Below are 15518 nucleotides of genomic sequence, written 5' to 3'. Positions count from 1 at the left end.
TTTTTAATTTATGAAATAAATTAATTGGCTTGAAAAATTATCCATACATAAAAAAAGGCTGAACTCTATTAATAATAGAATTCAGCCTTTAAATAAACTATATACTATGGGAGTAAACAGTTTATTGTGAGTGATGAAATTTCATTGCCAAATAAACTATTTGTTCTTATTACAGTTACATCCTTTTTTCTTTACATAGCCTTGCTCGGCTAAATCTCTTTGTGATTGGGAATTGGAAGATTGAGAATTCGAAGACTGAGAGTATGCTGATGAACTACTATTTTTATTATGAGAGTAGTTTTTTCGATAGTTATAATTATTCATAGTACTATCACCTCCAATTAAATATATAAATAGTATATGTATGTACTCTATTAATTGTTACGATAAAAAATCTCCTAGGTATTTTCCAAGGAGATAAATAGTTATTTATTTTTGATATAAATCAATATCCCCAATAAAGAGGAAAATAATAAGAATCATGATAGTATAGATTTTGTTGTTGAGTAGGGGGCAGAGTTGGCTGGCTTTTTATTTCGCGGTTTTGATTACAGTTTGCAGGAGGACCAATTACTGTAGTGGATTGAATAGGAGATACCGCTTGTTTCCATTGTTGTTCATCGAGACAGTAAGTATGAGCCATTATATTAGCGGGAGTTAATCTTAAAATATCAGAACCAAAAATAACTTCTGGGGTTGGGGCGTCGAAAATAGCTAATAAATGAGTGCCATCTGCTGTAGCAATTTCATAATGCCACCACGCTTGTGGGATGTTGGCAACTTGCCCTGGTTTTATCGGTAAGTTTAATATTTGATTAGTAAAAGGATTTAGTAAAGAAACAACAGCAGATCCTGAAATACAGTAAACAAGTTCAGCTGCATTTTGATGAATATGCGGCTCTATAACATTTCCTGTACTTAAATAGATATCTAATAAAGAAGTATTTTTTAACGTATTTAATTGTTTCATGCCAAGTACGTTTATATAATTTTGTGCATCTTTCTGAAAAAAATTACTTTCACTTAAATCATGAGTGAAAGTAGTTGAGGGGGAAGTGTAGTCGATATTAGAAGTCATTTGTATTACCCGCCTTTCTATAAGTAAGTTAGGTTACAAAATTAGGGTATGTGTCTAGTCTTTATTTTGTGCAGTTGTCGGCAGCTTAATAAATTCGCTTATTCCATAAAGAATAAGGTATTAAGATTAAACTATATTCGTATTCCCGTTCATACTTTGGATTGATGGAAAAAAGTAATGAAAGTGTTAATTTTAAATTACATCAATCATTTATAAGGAGTGAATGTCCATGTCATTTAGTGAAATGATTAGAAATGAAGTGCTCAGCTGGGCGGGTGTTTCTGAAAAACCGCATCGATTTGGTGGCATTGAAATAAATTATGGTAAGAAGGAACTTGGTCATCTGCATGGTGATAAGTTGGTTGATTTACCATTTCCAAAGTTAAAGCGAGATGAATTAGTGAACCAAGGGTTGGTAAAACCACATCATGTATTACCTGAATCAGGTTGGATAAGTTATTATATAAAGAGTGAAGAGGATATTCCATTTGCAATTGAATTATTCCGTATGCAATATGACCGAATAAAAAAGTAATGAAATAAAGTAGAGTAGTAGAAATTTATTTTTATGTCACATCCCTCCTTAATCATTCGTCTTGTATGTAGAACGAAAAGGAGGGATTTTATTATGAAAAAATTTGATGTAGCTATTGTTGGTGGTGGGCTTGCTGGATTAACAGCATCTATATATTTAGCGAAAGCTGGAAAGAAAGTTATTGTATTAGAAAAGTCAGGTCACTTCGGTGGTCGAGGGATGACTATAAATAAAAATGGCATTTGTATGAATCTTGGTGCACATGCTTTATATAGAGGGGGAGAAGCCTTTATAACTTTTAATGGGCTCGGTATGAATCTACCGGGTGGAATCCCATCTACAAAAGCACATGGAATATGGAAAGGGGATATTTTCACCATCCCAACAGATTTTCGCTCTATTTTATCTACACCGTTACTTTCATGGTCTGCAAAAGTACAGTTCTCTCGTCTTATGATCCATTTAGGAAATTTAGATGTAGGAAAAGTTCCCAAAATGAGTCTAACTACATGGGCAGAAAATGAAATTAAAGATCCAATGGTTCGAAATATATTTTATGCATTATGCCGAACGACAACATATACGTATGCTCCTACAATACAATTAGCATCTTCCGTACTAAAGCAAATACAGCTTTCAATGAAAGAAGGAGTACTTTATGTAGATGGTGGTTGGGAGACGATAATAAAAAATTTAAGGAATATAGCAAGTACCAGTGGTGTGCAATTTCTAGCTAAAAAGCATGTGTTGAAAATAGAGTATTGTGAAGGGAAACAAAGAATACAATGTTTTGATGATGAAGTATTTGAAGCAGAGGCAGTCATTGTAACAACTCCGCCGAAAGAGGCTTGTAAAATTATAAAAGGTGCAGAAAGAACAAGTTTGCAAAAATGGAGTGAACAATCTATACCAGTGACCGTAGCAGCATTAGATATTGGTTTAAAACAATTGACGAACCCTTTGCATCATTTTGCATTGGGGCTAGATCAACCTATATTTTTCACAAATCAATCGAGAGCAGCTAAATTAAGTGAAAATGGATCAATTGCAGTGAGTCTAATTAAGTATCATAACCCTGTACTAGAGCTGAATCAAATTCAAGATGATAAAGAGCAGTTAGAAAATACTATGGAATTGTTACATCCGAATTGGGAAAGGGAAGTAGTTGCAAAGCAATATTTACCGAAAATAACAGTAGTACATGATTTTCCTCATATTAACCGTGTTGAAAATCCCGGTCCTAATATACCTGAAATACCAGGTGTTTATGTAGCAGGAGATTGGGCAGGGCATGATGAAATATTAGCTGATGCTGCAGTAGCAAGCGGAAAACGTGCAGCGTTACACATTTTAAAGCAATTCGAAAGTGGGGCAGTACATCATGGAAACGGAGCAGTTATATGAAGCGTATCAACCATTATTATTTTCATTAGCATACAGAATCCTTGGGAGTGTTATGGATGCTGAGGATATCGTTCATGACGTTTTTATCTCGTTAAATAATATAGAGGACGTTCAATCTATAGAAAATATGAAAGCATATTTATGTAAAATGGTAACAAATCGCTCAATTGATAAATTACGTTCGGCAGCACATAAACGGAACGTATATGTCGGAATGTGGTTACCAGAACCATTTGTGGAAGAGACTGATGACCCATCAGAGTCATTTGTAATGAAAGAATCAATTTCTACGGCATATTTATTACTTTTACAACAACTGAATGAGGTAGAGAGGGTTGTTTTCATATTAAGAGAGATTTTCAGTTATGAATACGAAGAAATCGCTTCAATTGTAGATAAGAGTAGTGTGAATTGCCGAAAAATCTTTCAACGTGCACGAAAAAGTATTTTAGATAAGCCGAAGCAGTCAAAGTTAAGTACGAAAAAAATGGCTGCTTATGTTGAAAAGTTTGTATCATCATTACAGTGTGGGGATGCGCAAGGCATGTTAGAAGTATTAAAAACAGATGCGATATTGAAAGCAGATGGTGGGGGTAAAGTTACAACTGCAATTCATCCAATTTACTCTGCAGATAGAATTATACGTTTATTCTTTGGAATTGGGAAGAAGTTCCCGCCAGTGTACAATGTTGAGTATAAGATAGTAAATGGCGCCCCAGGTGTTATTGTTAAAGTGAAAAATAAAGTGACTTATGTGCTTTCATTTACATTTGAGAATGAAAAAATCGCAAACATTTATATAATGGTTAATCCTGAAAAACTTATGCACTTAAATGTAATAGTATAAAAAAGACGCATTTCTTTAGAAGTGCGTCTTTTTTACTATTTCTCTAACATTTCAAGAGGTACATCTTTTTCGCCGGCTACCTCAAATTTAATTTCCCCGTCTTCTTCATAAATACGTGAAATAATCGGTATAGTAATCATTAATTTTTTATGCTGTTTGCGCTTTCGAGCAGCATCTAAGCTAATCACGTTCATTGTAAGCATCCTTTCTTCTAGAAATATATAAACAAAAGAAAATGCGTCCGGAAAGGGCGCTTAATTGAATTTGAAATACCGATTCATTTAATTGGGGTTTATATTTTTTAATAACTGCAATTGAATTAAAAATAGTATGAATGGAATAATTGCACGTAGAAATTAACTTTACCAAAAAACGAAACAATATGCTATAAAAAAATTCAAATCTTTGTCATATAACGAGAAAAAGGTTCTTGTTTCGCATATAATGAAAGTAGACGGGCAGCAAGAGCTTTTTCATCATATTGCTTTGGAAAGGCGATGAAAAGAATGGATACGTTAGATTCATTATTATTTCAACTTGAACAATATGGAGAAGAGCATGATCGAAATAAAAAAACACGGGAAGAAAAATTACGGAATATTTCTCGTGAGATGGGGCAGTTTTTATCAATTTTAGTAAAAGGGTGTCGCGCAAAAAACATTTTAGAAATTGGAACTTCTAATGGTTATTCTACATTGTGGTTAGCTAACGCGGTAGAAGAAACAAATGGAAATGTAACAACTGTAGAGCTTTCTTCAGAACGAGTTGGAGAGGCACTTGTTAATTTTGAAAAGGCAAACCTTATACAAAGGATTGATGTTCATAATCAAGAAGCAGGGGCATTTTTAGATGCGCAGCTAGATCATTCATTTGATTTTATTTTCCTAGATTCAGAGCGTACGCAATACATGTGGTGGCTTGAGCATATAAAGCGCATTTTACAACCAAAAGGTATTCTTGTTGTTGACAATGCAACTTCTCATGCAAGTGAATTAGCCGAGTTTAGAAAAATAATTGAAGAAGATGAAATGTTTGAAACGGTGTTATTGGCATTTCAAAATGGAGCATTTGTAGCGCGTAAGAAGAAATAAGATAGAGCGTAATATAATTATCACATTGAAAAAGGGTGTATGTCAAAAATAGGAAGAACATAGTTTTTATACGTAACATACGAAGAATCCGCCTTCAGCATGTTGTTCTCTAGGTCTTAAGTCTGAGGAAAATTATGTTGATTACAGGTATACTTATAGTAAGAAACAGGGAATGACTGCATAAGCAGGCATTTCAAAAAAATCGATTTCAAGCAGTCAGAATGTATATGAAATACGATATAATAGATGAAATATAGTGCATATAAATTCGCACATATAAATAAAGGAGCGATTTTGTTGACTGAACTCGAGAAAAAAGAACCTGTATCCATTGTGAAAGATAGTAATGTAGATGTAGTAGTAGATACAGTAATAAAAGATCAAGAATTAGAGGAACTGAATAAAGAAGCTGATCTTTATGTACAAAAGTTAAATAGCGAGCAAAATACAGATTTATCAAAGGTATTGTCACAGCTAGGGGATTTAGGGGATAAAGAGCAACAAGCAGCAGGACAAACGTTATCAGCATTAAAACGTCCTGTAACAGCGATGATGAATGGAAAGAACGAAGAAATTCCAAATACATTGTTAGAATTACGTAAAGTGGTATCAGAGCTTGATCCGAATTCATTAAAAGCAAGTGGTATGAAGAAAATTATGTTTAAAGTATTCAAGAAAAATCCACTTGAAACATACGTGCATAAATATCAATCTATAGATAAGCAAATTGAGGAGATTATAAGATCCCTTCTAATTGGTCGTGACAACTTACAAGAAGATACAGTTGGTCTTGAAATGCTTAAAGAACAATCGCACGATAAAATTCACGCTCTTGATAAACAAGTATACTTAGGAAGAAAACTCGCTGGCATGCTGGAAGCTGAGAAACAAAATCCAGAACGTCAAAGAGATATTCCATTAATTAACGATGCATTAGAAAAAATTCTTGTACGTACACGTAATATGCAGCAAGCGAAAAGTGTGCTATTACAATCTATCGCATCTGTAGACATTATTAAGAAAAATAATGAAAAGTTAACAGAGGCAATTCGTAATGCAATTACGATGACGCAAAACGTTGTAACGGTTTCAGCTGCTATCCAGTTAGCATTAACAAATCAACGTAAAACAATTGATGCAGTGAATGCGACAAATGAAGCAATTGAATCAATGGTATTAAGTAACTCACAAGCATTAAAACAAAATACAGAAGAAACAACAAAACTTCTTGAAAATCCTGCAATTAGCATGGATAAATTACGCGAGTCATTCCAAAACGTATTCGCTGCAATTGAAGCATCTGAAAAATCATCAGAACGTATTATCGAGTCAAGTAAGAAGTTTGTTATTGAACTAGATACATTTAATGATGAAATGAAACAAAAACTCATTCAGCGCCCAAGAAAATAGCAGACTTTTAGAGGAGGTGAAAAAATGAGTTTCATTCAAACCGTATTAGTACTATTGGGTACATTGCTTTTAATCGCATTTACTGTCGTTGTTTTAGTTGTATATTTCGGACGTAAACTGTATTTTTCATGGGCGAAGCCATATAAAAGAGCACACGATTCTTTAGATAAGTTATCGAATAAATCATTACCATTTCTACAAGAATTTACACAACATCCACTCTTTTATCGCTGGATTCGTACGGAAGGAAAGAAAGAACAACATACATTAAACACTCTTTTCTGTGCATCTGGGCAACGTACGAGAGAGCAAGTATTTTCAATGTTACCGAAAGAAAAACAGAAAAAAGTACATGTAATGGCAAAAACGACGAAAAAACTTACAAATGAAGATATTGATGTAGCGGCGATGAAAGTAAAAGATTTTTTAAGACAAGAAACGCAGCAAACAGTAAAACCGACAGACTTATCGTTTTATAAATTGTATTTTTATGATCGATATCCAGATGCATTAAATACAATTCAAGCGTATAAACGCTCAATAAATCCTTCATTACAACGAACAGTTGATGATATTACAATTTCAGTATTAAATGCTCTTCCATATTATCAAGAACAACGCATGTTTGAGCAACAACATAAACTTGAAACGTTTTTAATGAAAGATTTAACAGCGATGCTATCGTTAGTCGTACAATTACCACCTTCACAACGACCAGAAAAAGAAGAAGAATTAAAAATCTACTTGCAAAATTTCCAAAAAGAAATGGAAGTAGTTGAGCGAGACATTCGTGACTCGATTGATCACGATTTGAATGTGAAGATGAGAGCAGCGACTGAGAAGTTTAAGAATAAATAAAAAAGGCGCCTTAAAGCTATAATACTTGGCTTTTAAGGCGTTTTTTATTAGGTGTTATTTTGCTTTAATTGTAGTTTTACTAGAAGGAGTACTTTCATTATGCAATCGATCAACTGCAGTTACTACATACGTATACGTTTCTCCAGAAATAGCCGTTTTATCTACATAAATCTCTCCAGGTTTTGTTTTTCTTACAGTAGTAAGTAAATTTTTGGGGTTTTGTATATCCACTTCATTTTTTCCATTCACACGGTAAATGGCGTAATAAGCAGAGTCATTCTCTCTATTGTCAATGATACCTACAGCAATACCTTCATCCCGTGGAATCGCACCTTTTAAAGTCGGTTGTTTAGGTGGATCGTGATCAAGCCAAGGCATAGGCGGGATTAGTGCAGGGTGTTTATATATGTCATTTGCGAGTCTATCTTTAACTCCAAGTGGATTGTTATTCATATCTTTTAAGCTAAAATGCATACTACCTTTTATTTCAGGAAATAGCCGATTTAATGCAATTTGTCTTGGATATTCTTCAGGATCAGACCAAGCGGGAACAGAATTATTATTAATTTTATAGGCCGCCTGACCGATATATAGGTGAATCGGTTTATTAGTTGTTTCTTTTACCCACCAATCTACTAATATGTCATATGCAGCTGGTGTGAAACCGATATTCCAATATATTTGCGGTGTCATGTAATCAATATACCCTTTTTGTATCCATTCACGTGTATCAGCATAAAGGTCATCATAGTTTCTTTGACCTGCAGTTGTGTTAGAGCCAGTTGGATCGTCAGCTATATTTCGCCATACGCCGAACGGACTTATGCCAAACTTTACGTATGATTTTTCTTGTTTTATAGCAGTATTTAAATCTCTTACAAGTTCATTTACATTGTCACGTCGCCAATCCTCTATCTTTGTAAATCTACCGTTATTATATGTTTCGTACGTTTTTTGATCGGGGAATTGCTCACCCGCCACTTTATATGGATAAAAATAATCATCCATATGTAATGCATCAACATCGTAATTTTGTACAATTTCTAAAGCACCTTCAGTTATAAATTTTTTCACTTCTGGAATGCCAGGGTTGTAATATAACTTCCCGCCATAAGGTACAACCCAATCAGGGTGCTGTTTTGCAGGGTGATTATTCGCTAATCGATTTATATCAGTGTGATTCATCGTTATTCGGTATGGATTAATCCATGCGTGGAATTCTATATTTCTTTTATGAGCTTCTTCAATCATAAATGCGAGCGGGTCATATCCAGGGTCTTTTCCTTGTGTACCCGTAATGTATTCAGACCAAGGACCGTAATTGGAAGGGTAAAAAGCATCGGCGGTTGGTTTTATTTGTAAAACGACTGCATTCATACCAGTGTTTTTTACATCGTCTAATAATGTAATAAACTCTTGTTTTTGATTTTCGATAGGTAAGCCAGTTTTTGAGGGCCAATCAATATTAAGAACAGATGCAATCCATACAGCACGTAATTCATGTTTTTTGTACGTAGTATTTACTTCGGCATAAGTAGAATGAGGGGAAATGAAAGAGAAAGGGATGAACAAGATGACGAGACAACATATCATTAATAAACGTTTTATGATCATTTATACGCCTCCCTATTATATGGTTAATTAATATGATATCCGAGGTAAGGTTGTTCTTACAATTTAGAAAAATAAATATTGAAACATTAATTTAATAGGAAAAATATTTTTAGTGAAATTTACTTTCATTATAACTAAATCGTTTCATTACTTCATATGCTTGTTAGTAAAGTGAAACTTCCTTTCATTTGAAGGGGAATAAATTATAAGTATAGGAGGATTAATAAATGAAAGTATTGTTCGTTTGTTCTGGAGGAATGTCCAGTGCAATTGTTGTAAACGCTTTAAAAAAGGAAGCGGAGAAAAAAGGTGTAAACATGGAAGTCCATGCGATTGGAACAAGTGAGGTAGAGGAAGAAGTAAAAAATGGCTGGGACGTTGTAATGGTTGCACCTCAAGTAAGACATCGATTTGATTCTGTTAAAAAATTTGCAGAAGAGGAATCTATCCCGTGCGGTATCATACCGCCGCAAGCATACACGCCACTTGGTGGACCGACTTTATTAAAAACTGTAAATGATTTAATTAGTTAGGGGGAAGCGTTATGAATAAGTTTGTCACGTTTCTTGATAAAAATTTATCTGGACCGATGGCAAGGCTTTCTGAACAGAGGCATTTACAAGCAATCCGTGATGGAGTTATTTCTGCATTACCATTTATTATTGTAGGAAGTTTCTTTTTAATCGTAGCATTTCCACCATTACCGAAAGATAGTTTCATATCTATTTGGGCATTAAAAAATCAAACGAGTATATTAATACCATATCGTTTAACGATGTTTATTATGTCTTTATATATAGCATTTGGAATAGGATATAATTTAGCGAAAAGTTATAAGCTAGATGCTTTATCAGGGGCACAGCTTGCAGTATGTTCATTACTATTAACATTAACGCCTGAATTAATTGATAAAAAAGGATTTATGCTTCCGATGACAAATCTCGGAGGTCATGGATTATTCGTGACGATGATTGTTTCTATTTTATCAGTGGAGATTTTAAGGTTTTGTAAGCAGAAAAACGTAACAATCAAAATGCCAGAACAAGTACCACCATCAGTAGCGCGTTCATTTGAAGCACTTATACCTGCGGCTTTCGTTATTATTATTATGAGTCTTATTACTGTCGTTTTTAAAGTGGATGTACATTATGTTGTGGATAAATTAGCAGCACCGTTAGTTAAAGCTGGTGATAGTTATTTTGGTGTTATCATCCCTGTATTTTTAATTACATTTTTCTGGTCTTTCGGGATACATGGTGTATCCGTTGTAGGTACTGTAGCAAGGCCTCTTTGGGATGTGTATTTAGGGAAGAACGGTGAAGCTGTAGCAAGTGGTGCAAGTCACTTTCCATTCATTGCACCAGAGCCGTTTTATCAATGGTTTATTTGGATTGGTGGTTCGGGTGCTACGTTAGGACTTGTGTTAGCTATGATTGTATTTGGACGATCAAAATATTCGAAAGCATTATCGAGAACTTGTATAGTGCCCGGCATTTTTAATATTAATGAACCAGTTATATTCGGTTTACCAATTGTCCTGAATCCAATCTTAATTATTCCATTCGTTATTACACCGCTAGTAACAGCTACTATAGCTTATTCTGCAACTGCAATGGGATTTGTAACGCCAACTCATATTATGCCGCCGTGGACACTACCAGCTCCAATTGGTGCATATTTAGCTACAGGAGGAGATTGGCGTGCGGTAGTATTAGTTTTAATAAATATAGCAATATCATTCCTTATTTATCTACCATTCTTTAAAATGTACGACAAAAATATGCTTGAAATTGAAAAGAATGGAGACGGAGAATCTGTTAATTCATAAGTTTTATACTGTATGTATGAGTGATAGGTATTTTGCCTATCACTTCTTTCACATGAAGTCCAGAGAGGGTGAAATGGAATGAATATAAAATTTAGTTATAAAGGTGTATTTTTATTATTATTTGGAGTGATATGTGCGAATTTCCTTTTTGTACCTTTATTAAGAATGCTACATCTATCACAAATGCATAGTATATGGCTTGTTACAAGCATTGCGGCCAGTATTCTACTTACAGTAGTTGTTTCTTTTATTGATGGATCGTTTGCATCAAAGACTCAGTTGTTTTTTAGGTTTATATTATTTTCGATCGGTTGTACGTTTGTAACTTACATGATTGTTTTTTAGTAAATAGGAGGTTATGCATGTTATGTATATTGCAGGGATAATGTCCGGTACATCGTTAGACGGAATAGATGTAGCACTCGTTCATATAGAAGGGAGTGGTGTAGAGTCTAAGGTCGAACTTATACATTTTACTACAGTTCCATTTTGTAATGAAATGAAAAATGAAATACAACAATCATTATCAATAGAAAATTCGAATGTCCAGCTCATATGCAGTTTAAATTTTAAGCTCGGTTTATGTTTTGCCAACGCTGTAAAGGAAGTTTGTAAAGATGTCAATTTTCCTTTGAAACAATTAGATGTAATTGGTTCTCACGGACAAACGATTTATCATCAGCCGAAGCAGGAGGGTACTATGATTCCTTCTACATTGCAAATTGGAGAACCAGCAGTTATAGCGTATGAAACGAATACGACGGTTATTTCTAATTTTCGAACGATGGACATGGCAGCAGGGGGACAAGGTGCGCCACTTGTGCCATATTCAGAGGTCATTTTGTATCGTCATCCAATTAAAAATAGACTACTACAAAATATTGGTGGGATTGGTAATGTTACCGTAATACCAAGTCACCTTAGTGATAAGAGTGTTATAGCTTTTGATACTGGTCCAGGGAATATGATAATTGATGAAGTATGTCAGAGGTTATTTCAGTTGCCATATGATCAAAATGGTAAGATTGCAAATCAGGGAGCAGTAGTAGAAGAAATTTTGACATATTGTATGGCTCATCCATTTTTGAAAATGAATCCACCGAAATCAACTGGTAGAGAACAGTTTGGAGAAGAATTTGTCAGTGAATTATTGAAGCGATTTGAAAAGCATAGTAAAGAAAATATATTGACGACTGTTACGATGTTTACAGCAAGTTCAATTGTTCATCACTATAAGGAGTTTATTCTGCCGTATTATGAAATCGATGAAGTGATTTTAGGTGGTGGCGGTAGTTATAATCGTACACTTGTTGATATGATACGTTGTGGATTGAAGGATGAAAGATGTACAATATTCATTCAAGAAGATATAGGCTTTTCTTCAGAGGCGAAAGAAGCGATTGCCTTTGCAATTTTAGCAAACGAAACGTATCATCGTAATCCGAGTAATGTCCCAAGTGCAACAGGTGCAAAGCAATCTGTAGTTTTAGGGAATATAACATTCCCTCCAATAAGATGATGAAAATGAGGCGAACATATGAAGTATATGATTGGAGTAGACGGCGGGGGAACGAAGACAGAAGTAATTGCATTTGATCAAGACGGAAATGAACTTGTAAGGGCTACAAGTGGTTTTGGAAATATATTAATAGATTTTGAAGAAGCACTTTTTCATATTATGGAAGCAATTGATCAATGTCAAAAAGGTTTATTAAATGGGGATTGCGCTTGTATTTGTTTAGGATTAGCGGGTGTAAGTGGAGCAAATACAAATGAATTAACATTACATCTAAAAAAGAAGTACGGAACACCAATTGAAGTTTTTAATGATGCAATGATTGCACATGCAGCTGCTTTAAAAGGGAAAGATGGTATTTTAACGATTGGCGGTACAGGCGCGATTTGTCTTGGAAAGAAAGGAGAAGTGTACGAGTATAGCGGTGGATGGGGACATATTTTAGGAGATGAAGGAAGTGGATATTGGATTGCGTTACAAGGTTTAAAGAGAATGGCAAATCAATTTGATCAAGGAGCTGCACTTTGCCCATTAAGCTTAAGGATTCAAGATGAGTTTCAACTTTTGACGCCATCTCATATAAAAAGACTAGTTTATAGTTCTTCAAAAGAAAAAGTTGCAGCAATCGCACCACTCATTATTGAGGAAGCGAGAAATGGGATTGATGACGCACGTGAAATAATTCTACAAGCTGCTAAGGAATTAACGAGAATTACGGTGAATATTTACAATAAGCTGCAGTTTAATTTATCCACTTCAATTGCAGTAAGTGGCAGCATATTGTGTTTAGTACCTGAAATATATGCTGAATTTAAGAAATGCTGTGAGAAGAGTATAGGAAAAGTTACATTTGTATCACAATCACAATCAGAATCAGCAGTGAAAGGAACATATTATTTAATGGAAAATATATATTTCAAAAAATAGCTGCATGAGAATTTTGGTGTGATTTGTAAATATATGATGTTAAAATGTATAAAGGGATGTGGATAAAAAGTACAATATACATAGTTCGTGAATATTGTATATGTATTCCTATGTAGAAAGTGAATGATTATATGATTAATAGTATGCAGTTTTTATATTTGGTGGCTTCTTATTTATTTGGAAACATATTGACCGCTTATATAGTAACAAAGTGGAGACATAACGTTGATATTCGAGATGAAGGAAGCGGGAATCCCGGCGCAAGAAATATGGGGCGTGTATATGGAAAAGGGTATTTCGTCGCTACATTTTTAGGTGATGCAATTAAAGGGGCAATCGTAGTTTCTATTGCAAAATACCTTTTTGAAGATTCTATATTCATAATGTTAGCTTTACTGGCTGTTTTACTTGGACATATTTACCCAATTTTATTTAAAGGCAAGGGTGGAAAGGGAATTTCAACATTTATTGGAGGATTAATCGCATTTGATTATTTGATAACGCTTACCCTTGTTGCTGTTTTCATTATATTTTATTTAATCTTTAAAGGATTTACGAAGCCAGGATTAATTACAATTGCTTGTTTACCAGTTTGCATGATTTTTTATTCTTACTCTATTGTTACGACTATTTTAAGTGCTCTTATCATTGTACTTATTTTATATGTAAACCGAGAATGAAATGAACTTTTAATAAGTGGAGTTAATCTCCACTTATAATTTTTATTAAATATATGAAGGAGATACAACATGGGGTTAATTTATAAAGTTGCTGATCAAGCTTGGGAATTTGAAAGTATACATAAATTGAATTATAAAACATTTGTTGAAGAAATTCCGCAACATGAAGAAACGAAAGAGCGTGTTCGTATAGATTGTTTTCATGAAGAAAATACATATTTAATTTGTTTAGATGACGATAAGTTAGTTGGTATGGTTGCGTTGCGAGGAAAACGACCATTCTCGTTAGACTTTAAAATTTCAAATTTAGATTTCTATTTGCAAGAACATGGAGAAAATGTATATGAAATTCGTTTACTTTCAGTAGAACGTGAATATCGAAATGGAAGAGCATTGTTAGGTTTAATTCGCTTTTTACATCGTTATTTACTTCTAAATGGATATGAATTAGCGCTCATTTCTGCTACAACACGTGAACTACCTTTATATGAGCAAATGGGATTCAAATCTTTCCATACGTTAGTCGGTAAAGAAGAAGCAACTTTCCAGCCAATGTATGTTACTCCTGCTATGTTTGAAACGTCAAGTGTTGGAGGGATGATGACGAAAGAGTATACGTTTTTACCTGGTCCAGTAGATATTGAAGGGAATGTTCGAAAGGCATTTTCTACTAAGCCTATTTCGCATCGTTCTAAGTCATTTCAAGTGACGATGGAAAATGTGAAAAAACGTTTACTGCAAATGACGAAAGCAAAACGTGTGCAAATTATGTTAGGAACAGGGACGTTAGCAAATGATGCCATTGCTTTACAGTTACGTTCTTTAAAAGGGAAAGGACTAGTATTAACAAATGGAGAATTTGGTAATAGATTAGTTGGACACGCAGCACGCGCGCAATTACATTTTGATACGTATAAAAAAGAAATGGGAGAACCGTTTCTTTATACAGAATTAGAAAAAATAATGGAAACTGGCAAATATGAATGGCTTTGGTTCGTTCACCATGAAACATCAACTGGAATGTTAAATGATTTAGACGAGCTAAATATTTTATGTAATAAGTATAAAGTGAAGTTTTGTGTAGATTGTATTAGTTCAATTGGAGCGATACAGATAGATTTAAAGGATGTATATTTTGCAAGCGGCGTAAGTGGAAAGGCAATTAAATCGTTTACTGGATTATCTTTCGTTTTTCATAATCATAATGTGAAAGTAAACGAGACTTTACCGGCCTATATGGACATTGGTATGTACGAAGAAAATGAAAGTATTCCATATTCTCATTCATGGAATTTAATGTATGCATTGCAAGAAGCACTAAAAAGATTCGAAGATGAAATGGTATTTGAAAAAATAAAAGAGACGTATGCATATATTGAACAAGCTATTACAACTATGGGTTTAAATCTTGTTTCACCTAAAGAACATGCTGCGCCAATTATACTTACCATTCAATTAAATAAAGATCTTTCTTCTAAAGCGGTAGGTGATGCGTTAGCGTTACAAGGATATATCGTCCATTATGAATCAGCGTATTTACAAAAGAATAACTGGATCCAAATCGCATGTCTAAATCATTACAAAGAACGTGATATGAAAAGGATGTTGAATTGTTTACAAATGTGTGTATTACAGAGTGAGGTACATATATAAAGATTTTTTCTTAATATACGTGGTTTCGTATAAAGGAGTTGTTACATACGAAAACTTAGGAATAGATCATTGGAAGA

16 protein-coding genes are annotated in these 15518 nt (G+C 34.1%); 13 read left to right on the top strand and 3 right to left on the bottom strand.

Annotated features, from left to right (window positions below; genetic code table 11):
* Window positions 1-445: 445 nt before the first annotated feature.
* The gene (locus ACTFOB_RS02330; protein WP_440024281.1) at window positions 446-1078 is read right to left on the bottom strand and encodes a cupin domain-containing protein; all 633 of its coding nucleotides are present in this window, start codon (window positions 1076-1078) and stop codon (window positions 446-448) included.
* A 229-nt stretch (window positions 1079-1307) separates the two neighbouring features.
* Between ACTFOB_RS02330 and ACTFOB_RS02325 the strand changes: the two genes are divergently transcribed.
* The 3 genes from ACTFOB_RS02325 (at window position 1308) to ACTFOB_RS02315 (ending at window position 3864) form a co-directional block, all read left to right on the top strand.
* Window positions 1308-1613: a luciferase domain-containing protein gene (locus ACTFOB_RS02325; protein ID WP_000010324.1), complete on the top strand. Its 306-nt coding sequence runs from the start codon at window positions 1308-1310 to the stop codon at window positions 1611-1613.
* A 93-nt stretch (window positions 1614-1706) separates the two neighbouring features.
* Window positions 1707-3017: a phytoene desaturase family protein gene (locus ACTFOB_RS02320; protein WP_440024279.1), complete on the top strand. Its 1311-nt coding sequence runs from the start codon at window positions 1707-1709 to the stop codon at window positions 3015-3017.
* Window positions 2995-3864: a sigma-70 family RNA polymerase sigma factor gene (locus ACTFOB_RS02315; RefSeq protein ID WP_440024277.1), complete on the top strand. Its 870-nt coding sequence runs from the start codon at window positions 2995-2997 to the stop codon at window positions 3862-3864. The genes ACTFOB_RS02320 and ACTFOB_RS02315 overlap by 23 nt, the downstream gene beginning before the upstream one ends.
* 35 nt (window positions 3865-3899) lie before the next feature.
* On the opposite strand, the gene ACTFOB_RS02310 is transcribed toward ACTFOB_RS02315, so the two are convergent.
* On the bottom strand, window positions 3900-4058 hold the full coding sequence (locus ACTFOB_RS02310) for a hypothetical protein (protein WP_001100983.1): 159 nt from the start codon (window positions 4056-4058) through the stop codon (window positions 3900-3902).
* Between the two features lie 303 nt (window positions 4059-4361).
* Here ACTFOB_RS02310 and ACTFOB_RS02305 point away from each other — a divergent pair, with 303 nt between their 5' ends.
* From ACTFOB_RS02305 to ACTFOB_RS02295, 3 genes are all read left to right on the top strand, one after another.
* Complete coding sequence (locus ACTFOB_RS02305) at window positions 4362-4955, top strand: O-methyltransferase (protein WP_440024275.1); 594 nt, start codon at window positions 4362-4364, stop codon at window positions 4953-4955.
* Between the two features lie 297 nt (window positions 4956-5252).
* Complete coding sequence (locus tag ACTFOB_RS02300) at window positions 5253-6365, top strand: toxic anion resistance protein (RefSeq protein ID WP_440024274.1); 1113 nt, start codon at window positions 5253-5255, stop codon at window positions 6363-6365.
* A gap of 24 nt (window positions 6366-6389) precedes the next feature.
* A complete protein-coding gene (locus ACTFOB_RS02295) occupies window positions 6390-7223 on the top strand; it encodes a DUF3974 domain-containing protein (RefSeq protein ID WP_440024272.1) in 834 nt (277 codons plus the stop codon).
* 54 nt (window positions 7224-7277) lie between these two features.
* On the opposite strand, the gene ACTFOB_RS02290 is transcribed toward ACTFOB_RS02295, so the two are convergent.
* Window positions 7278-8837 carry a glycoside hydrolase family 10 protein gene (locus ACTFOB_RS02290; RefSeq protein ID WP_440024271.1) on the bottom strand — a complete coding sequence of 520 codons (1560 nt, stop codon included), beginning with the start codon at window positions 8835-8837 and terminating at the stop codon, window positions 7278-7280.
* A 227-nt stretch (window positions 8838-9064) separates the two neighbouring features.
* Here ACTFOB_RS02290 and ACTFOB_RS02285 point away from each other — a divergent pair, with 227 nt between their 5' ends.
* The 7 genes from ACTFOB_RS02285 (at window position 9065) to ACTFOB_RS02255 (ending at window position 15441) form a co-directional block, all read left to right on the top strand.
* Window positions 9065-9370, top strand: a complete 306-nt coding sequence (locus ACTFOB_RS02285) for a PTS sugar transporter subunit IIB (RefSeq protein WP_151630376.1) — start codon at window positions 9065-9067, stop codon at window positions 9368-9370.
* 11 nt (window positions 9371-9381) lie between these two features.
* Window positions 9382-10665 carry a PTS sugar transporter subunit IIC gene (locus ACTFOB_RS02280; RefSeq protein WP_440024270.1) on the top strand — a complete coding sequence of 428 codons (1284 nt, stop codon included), beginning with the start codon at window positions 9382-9384 and terminating at the stop codon, window positions 10663-10665.
* Between the two features lie 78 nt (window positions 10666-10743).
* Window positions 10744-11010 carry a hypothetical protein gene (locus ACTFOB_RS02275; protein ID WP_151630378.1) on the top strand — a complete coding sequence of 89 codons (267 nt, stop codon included), beginning with the start codon at window positions 10744-10746 and terminating at the stop codon, window positions 11008-11010.
* A gap of 22 nt (window positions 11011-11032) precedes the next feature.
* Window positions 11033-12184, top strand: coding sequence for an anhydro-N-acetylmuramic acid kinase AnmK (anmK, locus tag ACTFOB_RS02270; RefSeq protein ID WP_440024783.1), 1152 nt, complete (start codon window positions 11033-11035; stop codon window positions 12182-12184).
* An 18-nt stretch (window positions 12185-12202) separates the two neighbouring features.
* Window positions 12203-13108 carry a BadF/BadG/BcrA/BcrD ATPase family protein gene (locus tag ACTFOB_RS02265; protein WP_440024269.1) on the top strand — a complete coding sequence of 302 codons (906 nt, stop codon included), beginning with the start codon at window positions 12203-12205 and terminating at the stop codon, window positions 13106-13108.
* Between the two features lie 131 nt (window positions 13109-13239).
* A complete protein-coding gene (gene plsY / locus ACTFOB_RS02260) occupies window positions 13240-13788 on the top strand; it encodes a glycerol-3-phosphate 1-O-acyltransferase PlsY (RefSeq protein WP_440024782.1) in 549 nt (182 codons plus the stop codon).
* Between the two features lie 69 nt (window positions 13789-13857).
* Complete coding sequence (locus ACTFOB_RS02255; RefSeq protein WP_440024268.1) at window positions 13858-15441, top strand: aminotransferase class V-fold PLP-dependent enzyme; 1584 nt, start codon at window positions 13858-13860, stop codon at window positions 15439-15441.
* Window positions 15442-15518: the final 77 nt, after the last annotated feature.

This window comes from Bacillus cereus group sp. MYBK79-1 (assembly GCF_051915365.1).
In the GTDB taxonomy this organism is placed as follows: domain Bacteria; phylum Bacillota; class Bacilli; order Bacillales; family Bacillaceae_G; genus Bacillus_A.
The sequence above is the reverse complement of the archived record's forward strand: the minus strand, read 5'-3'. Positions and strand labels throughout refer to the sequence as shown.

What these genes read in the sequence shown, in the direction of transcription:
- ACTFOB_RS02330 (WP_440024281.1), bottom strand. Translation starts at nt 1,078, where the DNA reads ATGACTTCTAATATCGACTACACTTCCCCCTCAACTACTTTCACTCAT.
- ACTFOB_RS02325 (WP_000010324.1), top strand. Translation starts at nt 1,308, where the DNA reads ATGTCATTTAGTGAAATGATTAGAAATGAAGTGCTCAGCTGGGCGGGT.
- ACTFOB_RS02320 (WP_440024279.1), top strand. Translation starts at nt 1,707, where the DNA reads ATGAAAAAATTTGATGTAGCTATTGTTGGTGGTGGGCTTGCTGGATTA.
- ACTFOB_RS02315 (WP_440024277.1), top strand. Translation starts at nt 2,995, where the DNA reads ATGGAAACGGAGCAGTTATATGAAGCGTATCAACCATTATTATTTTCA.
- ACTFOB_RS02310 (WP_001100983.1), bottom strand. Translation starts at nt 4,058, where the DNA reads ATGAACGTGATTAGCTTAGATGCTGCTCGAAAGCGCAAACAGCATAAA.
- ACTFOB_RS02305 (WP_440024275.1), top strand. Translation starts at nt 4,362, where the DNA reads ATGAAAAGAATGGATACGTTAGATTCATTATTATTTCAACTTGAACAA.
- ACTFOB_RS02295 (WP_440024272.1), top strand. Translation starts at nt 6,390, where the DNA reads ATGAGTTTCATTCAAACCGTATTAGTACTATTGGGTACATTGCTTTTA.
- ACTFOB_RS02290 (WP_440024271.1), bottom strand. Translation starts at nt 8,837, where the DNA reads ATGATCATAAAACGTTTATTAATGATATGTTGTCTCGTCATCTTGTTC.
- ACTFOB_RS02285 (WP_151630376.1), top strand. Translation starts at nt 9,065, where the DNA reads ATGAAAGTATTGTTCGTTTGTTCTGGAGGAATGTCCAGTGCAATTGTT.
- ACTFOB_RS02280 (WP_440024270.1), top strand. Translation starts at nt 9,382, where the DNA reads ATGAATAAGTTTGTCACGTTTCTTGATAAAAATTTATCTGGACCGATG.
- ACTFOB_RS02275 (WP_151630378.1), top strand. Translation starts at nt 10,744, where the DNA reads ATGAATATAAAATTTAGTTATAAAGGTGTATTTTTATTATTATTTGGA.
- anmK (WP_440024783.1), top strand. Translation starts at nt 11,033, where the DNA reads ATGTATATTGCAGGGATAATGTCCGGTACATCGTTAGACGGAATAGAT.
- ACTFOB_RS02265 (WP_440024269.1), top strand. Translation starts at nt 12,203, where the DNA reads ATGAAGTATATGATTGGAGTAGACGGCGGGGGAACGAAGACAGAAGTA.
- plsY (WP_440024782.1), top strand. Translation starts at nt 13,240, where the DNA reads ATGATTAATAGTATGCAGTTTTTATATTTGGTGGCTTCTTATTTATTT.
- ACTFOB_RS02255 (WP_440024268.1), top strand. Translation starts at nt 13,858, where the DNA reads ATGGGGTTAATTTATAAAGTTGCTGATCAAGCTTGGGAATTTGAAAGT.